General features: G+C 68.3%; 14 protein-coding genes. 6 read left to right on the forward strand and 8 right to left on the reverse strand.

Going from position 1 to position 15,364, the window contains the following annotated elements:
* Positions 1-41 precede the first annotated feature (41 nt).
* Positions 42-1,526, reverse strand: a complete 1,485-nt coding sequence (locus BLU62_RS12670; protein ID WP_074849925.1) for an acyltransferase family protein — start codon at positions 1,524-1,526, stop codon at positions 42-44.
* Positions 1,527-1,651: 125 nt separating this feature from the next.
* On the opposite strand from BLU62_RS12670, the gene BLU62_RS12675 reads away from it, so the two are divergent.
* Positions 1,652-2,542 (forward strand): alpha/beta fold hydrolase, encoded by an 891-nt coding sequence (locus BLU62_RS12675; protein ID WP_074849926.1) that lies wholly within the window; start codon positions 1,652-1,654, stop codon positions 2,540-2,542.
* A 49-nt stretch (positions 2,543-2,591) separates the two neighbouring features.
* On the opposite strand, the gene BLU62_RS12680 is transcribed toward BLU62_RS12675, so the two are convergent.
* The 5 genes from BLU62_RS12680 to infC form a co-directional block, all read right to left on the reverse strand.
* On the reverse strand, positions 2,592-5,078 hold the full coding sequence (locus BLU62_RS12680; RefSeq protein WP_074849927.1) for a Tex family protein: 2,487 nt from the start codon (positions 5,076-5,078) through the stop codon (positions 2,592-2,594).
* Positions 5,079-5,124: 46 nt separating this feature from the next.
* On the reverse strand, positions 5,125-5,934 hold the full coding sequence (locus BLU62_RS12685; protein ID WP_074849928.1) for a TrmH family RNA methyltransferase: 810 nt from the start codon (positions 5,932-5,934) through the stop codon (positions 5,125-5,127).
* 47 nt (positions 5,935-5,981) lie between these two features.
* Positions 5,982-6,362 (reverse strand): 50S ribosomal protein L20, encoded by a 381-nt coding sequence (rplT, locus tag BLU62_RS12690; protein WP_005178731.1) that lies wholly within the window; start codon positions 6,360-6,362, stop codon positions 5,982-5,984.
* A gap of 43 nt (positions 6,363-6,405) precedes the next feature.
* Positions 6,406-6,600: a 50S ribosomal protein L35 gene (rpmI, locus tag BLU62_RS12695; RefSeq protein ID WP_006360758.1), complete on the reverse strand. Its 195-nt coding sequence runs from the start codon at positions 6,598-6,600 to the stop codon at positions 6,406-6,408.
* A 118-nt stretch (positions 6,601-6,718) separates the two neighbouring features.
* Positions 6,719-7,321 carry a translation initiation factor IF-3 gene (gene infC, locus BLU62_RS12700; RefSeq protein ID WP_085950459.1) on the reverse strand — a complete coding sequence of 201 codons (603 nt, stop codon included), beginning with the start codon at positions 7,319-7,321 and terminating at the stop codon, positions 6,719-6,721.
* Positions 7,322-7,635: 314 nt separating this feature from the next.
* Between infC and BLU62_RS12705 the strand changes: the two genes are divergently transcribed.
* Both BLU62_RS12705 and BLU62_RS12710 read left to right on the forward strand, forming a co-directional pair.
* The gene (locus tag BLU62_RS12705; protein ID WP_074849929.1) at positions 7,636-8,061 is read left to right on the forward strand and encodes a DUF1844 domain-containing protein; all 426 of its coding nucleotides are present in this window, start codon (positions 7,636-7,638) and stop codon (positions 8,059-8,061) included.
* Between the two features lie 158 nt (positions 8,062-8,219).
* The gene (locus tag BLU62_RS12710) at positions 8,220-8,507 is read left to right on the forward strand and encodes a PspA domain-containing protein (RefSeq protein ID WP_074849930.1); all 288 of its coding nucleotides are present in this window, start codon (positions 8,220-8,222) and stop codon (positions 8,505-8,507) included.
* A gap of 84 nt (positions 8,508-8,591) precedes the next feature.
* Here BLU62_RS12710 and BLU62_RS12715 read toward each other — a convergent pair whose 3' ends face one another.
* Positions 8,592-9,233, reverse strand: a complete 642-nt coding sequence (locus tag BLU62_RS12715; RefSeq protein ID WP_074849931.1) for a TetR/AcrR family transcriptional regulator — start codon at positions 9,231-9,233, stop codon at positions 8,592-8,594.
* 74 nt (positions 9,234-9,307) lie between these two features.
* Here BLU62_RS12715 and BLU62_RS12720 point away from each other — a divergent pair, with 74 nt between their 5' ends.
* Positions 9,308-10,012, forward strand: coding sequence for a hypothetical protein (locus BLU62_RS12720; protein WP_074849932.1), 705 nt, complete (start codon positions 9,308-9,310; stop codon positions 10,010-10,012).
* Positions 10,013-10,089: 77 nt separating this feature from the next.
* Here BLU62_RS12720 and uvrA read toward each other — a convergent pair whose 3' ends face one another.
* Entirely contained in the window at positions 10,090-12,972 is a 2,883-nt protein-coding gene (gene uvrA / locus BLU62_RS12725; RefSeq protein ID WP_074849933.1) for an excinuclease ABC subunit UvrA, read from the reverse strand.
* 282 nt (positions 12,973-13,254) lie between these two features.
* On the opposite strand from uvrA, the gene BLU62_RS12730 reads away from it, so the two are divergent.
* Positions 13,255-13,935 (forward strand): MBL fold metallo-hydrolase, encoded by a 681-nt coding sequence (locus tag BLU62_RS12730; protein ID WP_074849934.1) that lies wholly within the window; start codon positions 13,255-13,257, stop codon positions 13,933-13,935.
* Positions 13,936-14,220: 285 nt separating this feature from the next.
* Positions 14,221-15,339, forward strand: coding sequence for a DoxX family protein (locus BLU62_RS12735; RefSeq protein ID WP_074849935.1), 1,119 nt, complete (start codon positions 14,221-14,223; stop codon positions 15,337-15,339).
* The last annotated feature ends 25 nt before the right edge of the window (positions 15,340-15,364 follow it).

Consider the following 15,364-nt stretch of genomic DNA (forward strand, 5'->3'; position numbering starts at 1 on the left):
GAGCTCCTCATGCGTGGGTCGGTGGATGGACGGTGTCGTCGTCACGCGGAGGGCTGCTCGGGCGCGGAAAACCGGCTCGAGGTCGACCGTCGACGGCGGCGATGACTCCCATCGAGGGTAGTCGACCGCCGCGACGCGCTGACCTGCAGGGAGGCGTCGTCTCCGGTGAGCGGTTCCGGCCGCTCCCGCCGGGCGGGCCGAACGGCCAGGCAACGAGCCACGACTGCGCACGCGATCGCGGCGATCAGCCAACCGATGCCGTCGCCGAGCAGGCCGTACCGCGACACCATCAACACCGCGACGCCGAGGCACACCAGCACCGCCAGCAGCACCGCATCCCGCACCAGTCCGGAACGCCGGGCGACGGGATCGTCCCACCATCGCAGCGGTCGGTTCTCCAGCGGCGACAGCATGGCGACGACGGGCACCATGAGCGCGAGGAGCAGCATCGTCTGGACACCGACTACGACCGGGAACGACGCGGAGTGCACGTCGGCGCGATCCAGACCCGCGACCGCACCGCCCACGATGATCGCGGCGAGCACGGGTAGATGCCAGAGGTACAGCGTCATCGCGCCACGGTTGCCGAGCACGACCCACCACCAGATCCGCGGACGGTCGGCGATCCGGGCCGGCACCCGGCGCACGGCGATGGCGCCCGCGCACAGCACGATCGCGTGACCGGCGAGGAGCAGGCTGGGCGGGCTCATGTTCGACAGCTGCTGTCCCGGAACAGTGACGAGCGAGACCTCGTACGGGCCCCAGTGCACGAGCCCGACGTCGAGGATCAGGAACACGATCGATACGGCCGCGGCCGTCGCCGGACGCAGGATGCGCTTCGCGTAGGCGACGCCGAGCACGGCCGGGATCGTCCAGACGGTGAGGAAGTTCAGGTAGGCGAGCCACGACGGACCGTCGGTGAGTCTGATCGCGTCGATGACGGCGGTACTCCCCCAGCATGTTCCGAGCGCGACGACGAGGTGCTGGGGCGTGCGGATCCGCTGCAGCAGCGGAACGACGGCCAGCACCAGGAGATACGCGCCGAGGAACCACAGCAGTTGCACTCCGAGTCGCGCGATGACGTCGGCCGCGGCGCCGAGGCCGACAGTCGTCAGTCCGGTCAGCACGACCAAGACGGCACCCAGGTACCAGCCGAGCGGGCGCAGCAGCCGCTGTGTGCGGGTGAACAGCCAGTGTCCGACCGCCGGAGTGGCGTCACCACGCGACATCCACCCGCGCGTCGACGCCGCGGCCCCGGCGAAGAAGAACAGCGGGAGCACCTGGAGCAGCCAGGTGGCCGGTTGGAGGATCGGCACGTCGCCGAGCGTGTTGCCGAGGCGGATGGCGCCGTCGGACGTGTCGACGGTGAGCATGATCGAGTGCCCGGCGACCACCACCAGCAGCGAGCAGATGCGGATGAGGTCGATGACCCGGTCGCGGTCACCGGTGAGCGCCGCCAATTCGTGCGGCGTCGGCAGGCTTCCCGGCGACTTTCCGTCGGTCCGGCGAGGTGAGGTCGTGAGCATTCACCGAGTCTCACCAGGCGCGCCCCGTCGGGCCTGAGCAGAATTACCCGGTCGGCGTCGGCAATCCCCGCAACGACTCGCGTGTGGCACATGTCACGGGCCGTCGAAAAGCTACCCGGCCGCCCATGCGCACGAGTAGAGACGGAAAGGTGAAGACTTCCAGCACCACCCGGTTGCGCGGCGACGGTATACAGCTCGCCGCCGACGTCTGGGAACCCTCCGACCCGCCGATCGGCATCGCCCTGCTGCTACACGGCGGTGGACAGACCCGCCACTCCTGGCAGCGCACCGGTGCCCGCCTCGCCGAGCACGGCTGGCGGGCTCTGACAATCGACGCCCGCGGCCACGGTGACAGCGACTGGTCCGACGACGGCGACTACAGCCACGACGCGCACGCGCGTGACCTGCGGTGCATCGTCGACGATCTGGGTGAGCCACCGGTGCTGGTCGGGGCCTCGATGGGCGGGCTGGCCTCGCTGCACGCCGTGGGTGCCGACCCGACGATCGCGCGGGGGCTGGTCCTCGTCGACATCACGCCCACCGCCGAACCGGCCGGGATCGCCAAGATCACCGGGTTCATGCGCGACGGGCTCGACGGCTTCGACAGTCTCCAGGACGCGCTCGACGCCGTCGTCGCCTACAACCCGCACCGGAGCCGTCCGCCGCGGATCGAGGGTCTGCGCAAGAATCTCCGCGAGCGTGACGGGCGCTGGTACTGGCATTGGGATCCGAGGATGCTCGCGTCGCACGATCACCTGGAGCACACGGCCGCCGACCGTGAGGAACGCGCAAGGGAGGCTGCTCGCGGGGTGCGGGTCCCGACCCTGCTCATCCGCGGCAAGCAATCCGACGTCGTGAGCGACGAAGGCGCGCGGGAGCTCCTCGAGCTCATTCCCGACGCCCGCTACATCGACGTCACCGGTGCGGGCCACATGGTCAGCGGCGACGACAACGACGTGCTCAGCAGCGGGCTCGTCGACTTTCTCGGCGACGTCGCGAGCACGACACGACGCTGAAACGCCTCGGTCCCGGCACGTGGCCGTGCCGGGACCGAAGGAGTACGAACTACTTGCCGAAACCGGCGCGCTTGAGCGCGTCCGCCATCGCGCCGGTCGGTGCGGGCCTGCGGTCGTTGCGGTTGTTGCCGCCACCGCGGTTGCCCTGGTTGCCGCGACCACCCTGGCCGCCCCGGCCGCCGCGCTGGTCGTCACGGCGGGGCTGACCGCCACCACGACCGCCGCGATCGGTGTCGCCGCGCGGCGGTCGGGTGCCGCCCTTGCCGCCGGTGTTGCCGGCGCCGGGCTCGTCGTCGAGGCGCAGCGACAGTCCGATGCGCTTGCGTTCGACGTCGACGTCCATGACCTTCACCTTGACGATGTCGCCGGACTTCACGACCTCGTGCGGATCGGAGACGAACCGGTGGGCCATCGCCGAGACGTGGACCAGGCCGTCCTGGTGGACGCCGACGTCGACGAACGCGCCGAATGCGGCCACGTTGGTGACCTGACCTTCCAGGACCATTCCCGGCGTCAGGTCGGACACCTTCTCGATGCCCGCGGCGAAGGTCGCGGTCTTGAACTCGGGACGCGGGTCACGACCCGGCTTGTCGAGCTCGGCGATGATGTCGATGACGGTCGGCCGGCCGAAGGTCTCGTCGACGAAGTCGTCGGGACGCAGCTTGGTGAGGGTGGCGGTGTCGCCGATCAGCGACCGGACGTCGGAGCCCACCTTGTCCAGGATTCGGGTGACGACCGGGTAGGCCTCCGGGTGCACGCTCGACGCGTCGAGCGGGTTGTCGCCGTCGGTGATGCGGAGGAAGCCCGCACACTGCTCGAACGCCTTGGGGCCGAGTCGCGGAACATCGGTGATCTGCTTGCGACTGCGGAACGCGCCGTTCGAATCACGATGCGCAACAATCGATTCGGCGAGCCCGGCGGTGATGCCGGAGACACGGGACAGCAGCGGTACCGATGCGGTGTTCACGTCGACGCCGACGGCGTTCACCGCGTCCTCGACCACGGCGCCGAGCGACCGGGCGAGCAGCGTCTCGGAGACGTCGTGCTGGTACTGACCGACGCCGATCGACTTCGGGTCGATCTTCACCAGCTCGGCGAGCGGGTCCTGCAGGCGCCGGGCGATCGACACCGCGCCACGGATCGACACGTCCAGGTCGGGCAGTTCCTTCGAGGCGTATGCCGAGGCCGAGTACACCGATGCGCCGGCCTCCGACACCACGACGCTGGTCGGCGGCTTCTTGCCGGAGTCCTTGATGGCCGCGATCAGTTCGGCGGCCAGGGCGTCGGTCTCGCGCGACGCGGTGCCGTTGCCGATCGCGATCAGGTCGACGCCGTGCTTCTGCACGAGCGCACCCAGCACCGCCAGCGAACCGGCCTTGTCGCGACGCGGCTCGTGCGGGTAGATGGTGGCGGTGTCGACGACCTTGCCGGTCTCGTTGACCACGGCGACCTTCACACCGGTGCGCAGGCCGGGATCGAGGCCCATGGTGGTGCGGGCGCCGGCGGGGGCGGCCAGCAGCAGGTCCTTGAGGTTGGTGGCGAAGACGGCCACCGCGTCGGCCTCGGCGGCCTGGCGCAGACGCATGCGGACGTCGAGGGACAGTCCGACGAACAGCTTGGTGCGCCACGCCCAGCGGACGGTGTCGGCGAGCCAGCGGTCGGCGGGACGCCCCTGATCGGAGATCCCGAAGCGCGCGGCGATCCGCTGCTCGTAGGGGCCGGGTCCGGCGGGGCGGTCGGCGGCGTCCGGGTCGGCGTCGAGGGTCACCGTCAGGATCTCCTCACGTTCACCGCGCAGCACGGCGAGCACGCGGTGCGACGGCAGCGAGGTGAACGGCTCGGAGAACTCGAAGTAGTCGGCGAACTTCGCGCCGGCCGATTCCTTGCCCTCGCGGACGGCGGTCCGCAGGACGCCGGTCTGCCACATCAGTTCACGGAGTTCACCGACGAGGTCGGCGTCCTCGGCGAAGCGTTCGACGGCGATCGCACGGGCACCGTCGAGCTGCTCGGCGGTGAAGGTCGACGGATCGGTGGTCGGGTCCGACAGCAGGGCGTCGGCCACCGGCTCGTGCCCGGCCTCGCGCGCGATCTGGGCTTTGGTGCGGCGCTTGGGCTTGTAGGGCAGGTAGATGTCCTCGAGGCGGGCCTTGGTGTCGGCAGCCAGGATCCGTGCGTCGAGTTCGGCGTCGAGCTTGCCCTGCGCGGCGATCGACTCGCGCACGGCCTGGCGCCGGGCCTCGAGGTCGCGCAGGTAGCCGAGACGCTCGTCGAGCGTGCGCAGCTGGGTGTCGTCGAGTCCGCCGGTGGCCTCTTTGCGGTAGCGCGCGACGAACGGGACGGTCGACCCGCCGTCGAGCAGCTCGATCGCGGACCGGACCTGTCCGACGCCGACTCCGAGCTCGTCGGCGATCGCCGACGCGATGCGGGCGTTCACGACCGCGGGGTCGGGAGCCGGCACGGTCTGCGGGGTCGCGGCCTCCGGAGAGGCGGGAGCAGCGGCAGCGGACTCGGGTTGGGGCACGGACGCGGGTGACACGGTTTCTGACACGATCGCCGACCCTACCGGCCGCCTCGGACAGCTGTCAGCCGCGACCCACCGCATTGTGGACACGCGCACTCTCGTACAGGCAGATCGCCGCGGCGGCCGCCACGTTGAGGCTCTCCGCGCGGCCGCGGATGGGGATGGACACCCGATGGTCGGCGGCGGCCTGGACGTCGGCGGACAGCCCGTGGGCCTCGTTGCCGAAGAGCCAGCCGATACGCCCGGACAGCACCTCGGCGGCGTGGTCGAGGTTCACCTCGCCGTCGGCGGCCGTGGCGAGCAGTGTGACGCCGGCAGCGGCGAGGGCGTCGAGACCGTCGGTCAGCTCGCGCTGACGCACCACCGGCACGGTGAACACGGACCCGGCGCTCGCGCGGACGCATTTGCCGTTGTGCGGGTCGACGGCGTCGCCGAGCAAGACCACGGCGTCGGCGCCCATCGCGTCGGCGCACCGGATCAGCGTGCCGGCGTTGCCCGGCTCCCGGGGTTCGACGGCGATCGCGAGGAGTCGTGGTTCGTCGGCGAGGACGGTCTGCAGCGGCACGTCGAGCAGCGGACAGACCGCGAAGATCCCCGGCGGCGTCGACGTCTCGGCGAGCTTCGACGCCGCACGTGCGGTGATCACCAGGACCGGCACGCCCGCGGCCTCGGCGGCGTCGGTGATCTCCTGATGCCGGAGACGGTCCTCGTCGGCCACGAGCACGACCTCGGCGCGCTCGACCGCGAGTGCCGAGGACACCGAGTTGGCCCCCTCGGCGAGGAAGCGCCCCTGTTCGCGTCGTTCGGCGGCGCGATGGAGCTTCGCATACGACACGACCCGCGAGGATCGCTCGGACAGGATCTCCGTCATCGGATCATCCTTCGTGCGACTCGCGGGTCGTGTGTGGTGTGGCGCAATCAGGCAGCCGGGGCGTTGACGTCAGCCGGCAGGGCCTTGCGGGCGACCTCGACCAGGCCGGTGAAGGCCTCGGGATCGGTCACCGCGATGTCGGCGAGCACCTTGCGGTCAACCTCGACACCAGCGGCCTTCAGGCCCTGGATGAAGCGGTTGTAGGTGATGTCGTTGGCGCGGGCCGCAGCGTTGATACGCGCGATCCACAGCTTCCGGAACTCACCCTTGCGGGCGCGACGGTCCCGGTAGGCGTAGGTCATCGAGTGGAGCTGCTGCTCCTTGGCCTTGCGGTAGAGGCGCGACCGCTGTCCGCGGTAGCCCTTCGAGGCCTCGAGGGTGGACCGACGCTTCTTCTGGGCGTTCACTGCCCTTTTCACGCGTGCCATGTGTTAAATCCTTTTGCTTGTCAGGTGTCCGGGTTCGCGCGCGTCAGATGTTCAGCAGACGCTTGATGCGGGGAGCGTCGTTCTCGCTGACGACGGTGGTGCCGTCGAGACGACGGGTCCGCTTGGAGGGCTTGTGCTCCAGCAGGTGGCGACGGTTGGCCTTCTGGCGGACGATCTTGCCGCTGCCGGTCACCTTGAATCGCTTCGCGGTGCCCTTGTGGGTCTTGCTCTTAGGCATGTCTTTCCTTCTGTCGGGCGAACTCGGGCAGCCGAACCTGACCAGGTCCGGCTGGAATCCGGGTTCACGTCTCGTGATCTCGGCCGGGACGGGGGCGGTACCCCCGCGGCCGATCGGCTCAGCTCTCGTCCGGCGCGTTCTTCGGGCCGCCGGAACGTTCGCGGCTCTCTTGCGCCTTCTGGCGGGTCTTCGCACCCTTGTGCGGGGCGAGGACCATCGTCATGTTGCGACCGTCCTGCTTGGCCGAGGTCTCGACGAAGCCGTAATCGGCGACATCGTTGCCCAGGCGCTGCAACAGGCGGTAGCCGAGCTCAGGACGGGACTGCTCGCGGCCGCGGAACATGATGGTCACCTTCACCTTTGACCCCGCCTCGAGGAACCGGACGACGTGACCCTTCTTGGTCTCGTAGTCGTGGTCGTCGATCTTGGGGCGGAGCTTCTGCTCCTTGATGACGGTCATCTGCTGATTGCGACGCGATTCGCGCTGCTTCTGGGCCGCTTCGTACTTGAACTTGCCGTAGTCCATGATCTTGCAGACCGGCGGACGGGCGTCCGGAGCCACCTCGACCAGGTCGAGGTCGGCCTCGTAGGCCAAGCGAAGCGCATCTTCAACACGCACGATGCCCACCTGCTCCGAGTTGGGTCCGACGAGTCGGACCTCAGGGACGCGGATGCGCTCGTTGATGCGGGTCTCAGTGCTGATGGGGCCTCCTTGTTCAATCCTGCAGTGGTAACCGTCGCGTCGTGGCGAGGGTCGTGTGCAGGAGAACCAGCGCAAACCTCAGCAAACGAGCCCCGGGACAGATGTCCGCGGGGCTCCGATACCGACCGATTCATCTACCGCACCTCAGGGGCACAGCACAGCCGATCTGCGGTCGCATCGACGAGGATGCGATCTGCGACGATCGGCGTGAACCGGACCGTTCAACTGCGGTGATCTCGCGTGGCGAGAACTCGCGTCGAACGGTGGGAGCGGAACTCCACTTACGACCCCGGCGCATACCAGGGCGGTCGTGCTATGGGAGTCTAACAGCCATGGCCGAGAACCCCAATTCGTCACCAGCACCGATACCCCAGGAGGGTGCGACGGGCAGTGGCGCCGACACCGATGATGCGGCACACACTGAATTCGACAACGTTCGTGACCTGGGAGATATTCCGGCGATCGAGGTGATCACCAGGTCGATCGTGATGCTGATGAGTGCCGCCGCCGAGAAACTCGGCCTGGCCGAGGGCGCGTCCGAGGAGCGGATCGACCTGCCCGAGGCCCGCACGCTCATCACCGCACTGGCCGGCCTCGTCGACGCGTCGAAGGCCGACCTCGGCATCCATGCCGCACCGATCCGCGACGGCCTCAAGAGCCTGCAGCTCGCCTTCCGCGAGGCCAGCGCCTACCCCGACGAGCCCGGCGAGGGTCCCGGCGAGAAGTACACCGGCCCGGTGCGCGCGCCGAAGAAGTAGCGCCCGCCGGCTGAGCCGGTACCGGTTGTCTGCCGGCTGAGCCGGTACCGAGCGCAGCGAGGCACCGCGTCGAAGCCCCCACCTCACCCCCGCCGGCTGAGCCGGTACCGAGCGCAGCGAGGCACCGCGTCGAAGCCCCCACGTCGTACCCTGGTCACATGACGGATCAGGACAAGGCTGCCGAGCACGACGACATCGTCGACGCCGAGATCGTGCACACCGGTCCGGTACCGGGGACTCTCCCCGACCCCGACTACTCCGACAGCGGCGTTCCGAGTTTCGACTTCGTCCGCGACAAGATCGAGAACCGCATCACCACCGCGATCGGCTCCCAAGAACTCGCCGAGGCGAGTGCCGAGGGTCAGAACGTCGACGAGATGATTCGCAAGCGCGACGAGGCCGCGAAGAAGCGTCTCGAGGAGATCCGCAAGTCGATGGGCTCCTAGGTCCTCCAGACATCGCAGAATCGCCACTTCCGTGCAGGCGCGCTAGCTGTGAGTAGCGCCGCTGCAACGAAAGTGGCGATTCGGTCAGGACTCGGCGGCGCCGACCTCATCGTTCACCAACTCTCGGCACAGCAGGTCGACGACCCACTGCGCGATCCGCTCCGAGCTCCACCCCCTGTTCGCGAGGTGCAACCAGGTCTCGTGGCCGAATGCGAGCGAACACACGTCGCACGCCGCGTCGACGTCGATGCCCTCCCGCAGCGTCCCGGCGGGCCAACTCGAGAAGATCCGCCGACGCCCGTCGTCGCCGCGCTGCTCTCCATCGCGATAGGCGCCGGCGAGCATGTCGTTGGTGAGACTCCCCTCGTAGAGCAGCCCCACGATGTCGCCCGGACCGTCGAACATGCGTCGCCGATGTCTGGCCATCGCCTCGATCTGCTGCCGCGGAGAGACGTTCGACGCCTGCAGTTCTGCCACCAGGGTCGGCACATCGGCCTCCTCGTCGACGAGATCGACCAGGGCCGTCGCCAGACCGGCCTTGTTTCCGAAGACCGCGTAGACGGTCGGCTCGGCCACCCCCGCGGCCTTCGCAACTTCCTTGAGAGTGGTCTTGGCCCAACCCTTTTCCGCGAACAGCCGACGAGCCTCAGCCGCGAGTCGCGCACGGGTCTCGCGCGCCTGGGCCTCCCGGCGCGGCGACGAATATGCGCGTTTCCCTTGTCCCATCGGGACCGCCTCCCCTATATTCGTTGAGTCGGACTCAATCAACAGTGCGTGACTCATCCAATTTAGGACTCCTGATGAAGAAATCCAATCTCACCGGATATGGCCTCGCACTCGGCGGGTCGCTCGTATGTGTCGGCGGCGCCTCGCACCCGCACGGTCCGATGGACTCCGTCGAAGGGCATGTGATCGGCATGCTGGAAGACCCCACCTGGGTTCCCACGCACTCGATCGCGATGCTGGGCACCGCACTCATCGCGGCGTCGTTGATCGGTTTGGTGCGGTCGGGGGTCCGCCCGGCACAGGTCGCGCCGTTCCTGATCGTCGCGGCGGTCGGCGCAGCACTCACCACCATCGAGTACATCCCGCACATCGCCGCGAAGCTCGAACTCGACGCACTGAAAGCCGGCGAGCCTGCGCCGATCACCCGTACACACGAGGTCCTGGCGGCATACTCGGGTCCGGTGTTCGGATTCGGATCGGCGCTGCTGGCGCTCGTCGTCGCGATCACCGCCACCCGACGCCGGTCGCTGTGGGCGCTCGTCGCGATCCCGGGTGTGGTCGGCGGAGTCGCCGGAGGCCTCGCAGTGCCCCTGCTCCTCGTCACCCGGGATGTTCAGATGACTCTCCTGTTCCCCGGCGTCGCGGGCGTCGCGGTCTTCTACATCCTGTTGGGCATCGGCGTTGCGAGGGGCGCGGCGCTCAGCACACCGGAACCCGACGAAGCGCGGACCGAGGATCTCCCCACACCCACCGGGTCGCCCGTGGCCGCACCCGCCTGACGCAGAATCGCCACTTCCGAGCAGGAGCGCTAGCTGTAAGTAGCGCCGCTGCAACGGAAGTGGCGATTCTGCTGGGATCAGCCCGCCGAGGCGACCGTCGCGTCGACCTCGAGGATCTCGCCGAGGAACTTGCCGGTGTGGCTTCCGGGCGCGACCGCGATGTCCTCGGGTGTGCCCTCGGCGACGACCGTGCCGCCTCCGCTACCGCCTTCGGGGCCCATGTCGATGACCCAGTCGGCGGTCTTGATGACGTCGAGGTTGTGCTCGATGGTGATGACCGTGTTGCCCTTGTCGACGAGTCCGTTGATGACTGCGAGGAGCTTCTTGATGTCCTCGAAGTGCAGGCCGGTGGTCGGCTCGTCGAGGATGTAGACCGTCCGGCCCATCGACCGCTTCTGCAGCTCGGCGGCCAGCTTCACGCGCTGCGCCTCGCCACCCGACAGCGTCGGTGCCGGCTGTCCGAGACGGACGTATCCGAGACCGACGTCGTTGAGGGTCTTGAGGTAGCGGTGGATCGAGGTGACCGGTTCGAAGAAGTCGGCGGCCTCCTCGATCGGCATGTCGAGGACCTCGGCGATCGTCTTGCCCTTGTAGTGGACCTCGAGAGTCTCCCGGTTGTAGCGGGCCCCGTGGCACACCTCGCACGGCACGTACACGTCCGGCAGGAAGTTCATCTCGATCTTGATCGTGCCCTCGCCGGTGCAGGCCTCACAGCGGCCGCCCTTGACGTTGAACGAGAACCGGCCCGGCTGGTAGCCGCGCACCTTGGCCTCGGTCGTCGCCGCGAACAGGGTCCGGATCTTGTCGAAGACGCCGGTGTAGGTCGCCGGGTTGGAGCGCGGGGTGCGACCGATCGGTGACTGGTCGACCTGGACGAGTTTGTCGAGGTTGTCGAGTCCCTTGATCCGGGTGTGCCGGCCGGGGACGTGGCGTGCGCCGTTGAGCTTGTTCGCCAGGACCGTAGCGAGGATGTCGTTGACGAGCGTCGACTTACCCGAGCCGGACACACCGGTCACCGCGGTCATCACGCCGAGCGGGAACGACACCTCGATGCCACGCAGGTTGTGCTCGCGGGCGCCGACGACGGTGAGCTGTCGCTTGCGGTCGATGGGCCGGCGGATCTCCGGGACGGGCAGCGAATCCCGCCCGGACAGGTACGCACCGGTCAGCGACTTGCGGTTCTTCAGCAGGTCCTTGTAGCTGCCGCTGTGCACGACGTGACCGCCGTGTTCACCGGCACGCGGACCGATGTCGACGATCCAGTCGGCGGCCCGGATGGTGTCCTCGTCGTGTTCGACGACGATCAGCGTGTTGCCGAGGTCGCGGAGGCGGGTGAGGGTCTCGATCAATCGGCGGTTGTCACGCTGGTGCAGACCGATCGACGGCTCGTCGAGCACGTACAGGACGCCGGCGAGTCCGGAGCCGATCTGTGTCGCGAGACGGATGCGCTGCGCCTCGCCTCCGGACAGCGATCCGGCCGCACGGGACAGCGACAGGTATTCCAGTCCGACGTCGAGCAGGAAGCGGATGCGGGCCTGGACTTCCTTCAGCACCCGGCCGGCGATCGCCGCCTGCCGGTCGTCGAGGTGGAGGTTGTCGAGGAAGTCGGCGCATTCGGCGACCGACAGCGCACAGACCTCGGCGATCGACTTCGGGCCGTACTCGGGATGGTCGAGGGTGACCGCGAGGATCTCCGGACGCAGGCGTGCACCCTGGCAGGCGGGGCACGGCACGTCGCGCATGTACCCCTCGTAGCGTTCCTTCATCTGCTCGGACTCGGTCTGGTCCATGCGCCGGGCGAGGAACGACATGACGCCCTCGAACTCGGTGTAGTACGAGCGGGTGCGTCCGTAGCGGTTGCGGAACTTCACGTGCACCTGGTGGTCGCTGCCGTTGAGCAGCGCGCGACGCGCCTTGACCGGGAGCTTCTTCCACGGGGTGTCGACGTCGAAACCCATCTGGTCGGCGAGACCCGACATCAGGCGCAGGAAGTAGTCGGCGTTGTGGCCGGTCGACCACGGCGCGATCGCACCCTCGGAGAGGGTCATCTCGGGGTCGGGCACGACGAGTTCTTCGTCGACCTCCTTGCGCACGCCCAGGCCATCACATTCGGGGCAGGCGCCGTACGGGGAGTTGAACGAGAAGGAGCGGGGTTCGAGGTCGTCGATCGCGATGGGGTGGGCGTTCGGGCACGCCATCTTCTCGGAGAACCGGCGCTCGCGGTTCGGGTCGTCTTCCTCGAGGTCGACGAAGTCGAGCACGATGATGCCGTCGGCGAGACGCAGACCGGTCTCGACCGAATCGGTGAGACGCTGCTTGGCGCTCGCCTTCACGACGAGGCGGTCGACGACGACCTCGATGTCGTGCTTCTCCTGCTTCTTCAGCTTCGGCGGATCGGTCAACTGGTGGACGACGCCGTCGATCCGGGCGCGCGAGAAGCCCTGTGTCTGGAGTTCCGCGAAGAGGTCGACGAACTCGCCCTTGCGGGTGCGGACGACCGGCGCGAGGACCTGGAAGCGGGTGCCCTCGTCCATCGCGAGCACCTGGTCGACGATCTGCTGCGGGGTCTGCTTGGCGATCGCCTCGCCACAGATCGGACAGTGCGCCTTGCCGGCGCGGGCATAGAGGAGGCGGAGGTAGTCGTAGACCTCGGTGATGGTGCCGACCGTCGACCGCGGGTTGCGGTTGGTCGACTTCTGGTCGATGGACACCGCAGGCGAGAGGCCTTCGATGAAGTCCACGTCGGGCTTGTCCATCTGGCCGAGGAACTGCCGGGCGTACGCCGACAGCGACTCGACGTAGCGGCGCTGCCCCTCGGCGAAGATCGTGTCGAACGCGAGCGATGACTTGCCCGATCCGGACAGTCCGGTGAACACGATGAGGCTGTCCCGAGGGAGGTCGACATCGATGCCCCGCAAATTGTGTTCGCGGGCACCTCGGACGATCAGACGATCAACCACTGCAGTCCTAACATTTCTTCTCGAGTCAGAGTCCTCGCAGACTCTGGGCGCACGCGCGGCGCATGGGCACCATAACGACAGGCACCGACAAAACTGTTCCGTGAGTGTCGGCCCGGACGGGATTCGTGGCCCGAGGGCCGGACGATCGGTCTCGCCATCCGGGGGTCATACGACATCGGGGCCATACACCATCGGACCGATAGTCCACGATACCCGCGCGCAGGCCGGGTCCGACGGTCGCGAGCGTCACACATCGGCCGCGCGGTGTCATAGCCTTGCCGCATGACCTCTGCGACACCGATCAGCGATTCCTACACCGGCGATCTCTCCGGGTCCAAGACCCCGCAGCGCCGCACCCTCGACTCCGCCAGCATCGTCAAGCTGTCCGTCGGCCCGATGGACAACAACGTGTACGTCGTGACCTCGAAGGCCACCGGCGACCAGCTGATCATCGACGCCGCGAACGACGCCGACACGATCATCGGCGTACTCGATGCGATCGGTGGAAAGCCCGCGCTGATCTTCACAACCCACCAGCACCACGACCATGTGCAGGCACTGGCCGCGGTGGCCGAACACACCGGCGTCCCCACCGCCGCCGGCCGGTATGACGCACCGGAACTCCCGGTCACCCCGGATCGTCTCGTCGACGACGGCGACGTGATCGAGATCGGCGACCTCCGCTTCGAGGCCATCCACCTCGTGGGGCACACCCCGGGTTCCATCGCGCTCGCCCTGACCGACGGCGACACGGTCCACCTGTTCACCGGCGACTGCCTCTTCCCCGGCGGCATCGGCAAGACCTGGAAGCCCGAGGACTTCGACACCCTCATCGACGACGTCGCCACCAAGCTGTTCGACCGCTTCGGCGACTCGACCGTCGTCTACCCGGGCCACGGAAAGGACACCACGCTCGGCGCCGAACGCGCCTCGGTGCCGGAGTGGCGCGAACGCCGCTGGTGACGATCCGCAAACCCACCCCTTTTCCGTAAACCCGCCCCCTCGCATAGGGGTGGGTTCACGGAAAAGGGGTGGATTTGCGGAAGGTTTGGGCGTGGGCCTCACCGGATATCTGACATCCGAAACGCTCTACCGATCGTGACCTCGGAACTCCCGGAGTTCCCGAACCGATCACGAAGAGTCGATTCACCTGCATGTATCCGAAGGGCGGGTAGCGTTGAACGAGCCAGAATCACGCTGTACCCCGACGGATCTCGAAACGCACTCGATCGAAGAAGGTTGTGACCGATGATTCTCCGCCGTATCGCCCGCCCGCTCCTCGCCTCGGCTTTCGTCGCCAGTGGAGTCGAAGCCATCCGGAGCCCGAAACCGATCGCGCAGTCTGCCGCGCCGCTTGTCGACAAGGCACGCACCGCCCTGCCGCCGGAGGTCGCGGACAAGGTCCCGGAGAACACCGAGACCCTGGTCCAGATCAACGCGGCTGCACAGATCGGCGGCGGAATCCTGCTGGCGACAGGCAAGTTCCCGCGTCTCGCATCGGTCGTACTGGCCGGCACGCTGATCCCGACCACCGCCGCCGGCACGGACTTCTGGAACGAGGCCGACCCGGTCCGCAAGGAGGCCCAGCGCAACGCGTTCATCAAGAACGTCGGCCTGCTCGGCGGCGTCCTGCTGGCCGCGGTCGACACCGAGGGCAAGCCGTCGCTCGCATGGCGTGGTCGGCAGAAGGCCAGCGCGGTCGCCGCGGCGCTCCCGATCGGCGCGGCCGCCGGACACTCGACCTGGGACACACTGGTCGAGCGCACCCATGAGGGTGCCGAGGTCGTCGGCGAACGGTCGGCCGAGGCCGGTGACCTGCTGAGCAAGGGTGCCCACGCGCTGTCGGAGCGTTCCGCGGAGTGGTCGGCCGAGGCGGCCGCCAAGTTCCGCGAGCACGCTCCCGAGCTCGCCGAGGCCGCGCAGAAGCGTTCGCTCGAGATCGCGGAGAGGGCCGCCGACACCGCAGCCGACGTCGCCGACCGTCTCCGCGACCGTGCGCCGGTCATCGCCGACGCCGCTGTGGTGCGCTCGGCGACATTGGCCGACGCTGCACGCGATCGGTCGTCGGAACTGGCCGAGACCGCCCGCAAGCGGGGACCGAAACTGGCCAAGGAAGCACAGAAGCGCGCTGAGAAGGCCCGGAAGCAGGCCAAGAAGAACGCTCCGAAGATCGCCGACGCCGCCCGCGAGCGGTCGGCGGAATTCGCCGAGATCGCTCGGGATCGCTCGGCCGAGTTCGCCGAACTCGCCCGTGAACGGTCGGCCGAACTCGCCGAGTCCGCCCGTCATCTCGCCGCTGTCGCCGAGGAGTCCGCGGCGCACAGTGCGGACGAGGGTCGTAAGCGGTGGCGCAAGGCGCGCGGCTGACGCCTGACCGTCGCGCACGGTAGCC

It is taken from the genome of Gordonia westfalica (assembly GCF_900105725.1).
In the GTDB taxonomy this organism is placed as follows: domain Bacteria; phylum Actinomycetota; class Actinomycetes; order Mycobacteriales; family Mycobacteriaceae; genus Gordonia; species Gordonia westfalica.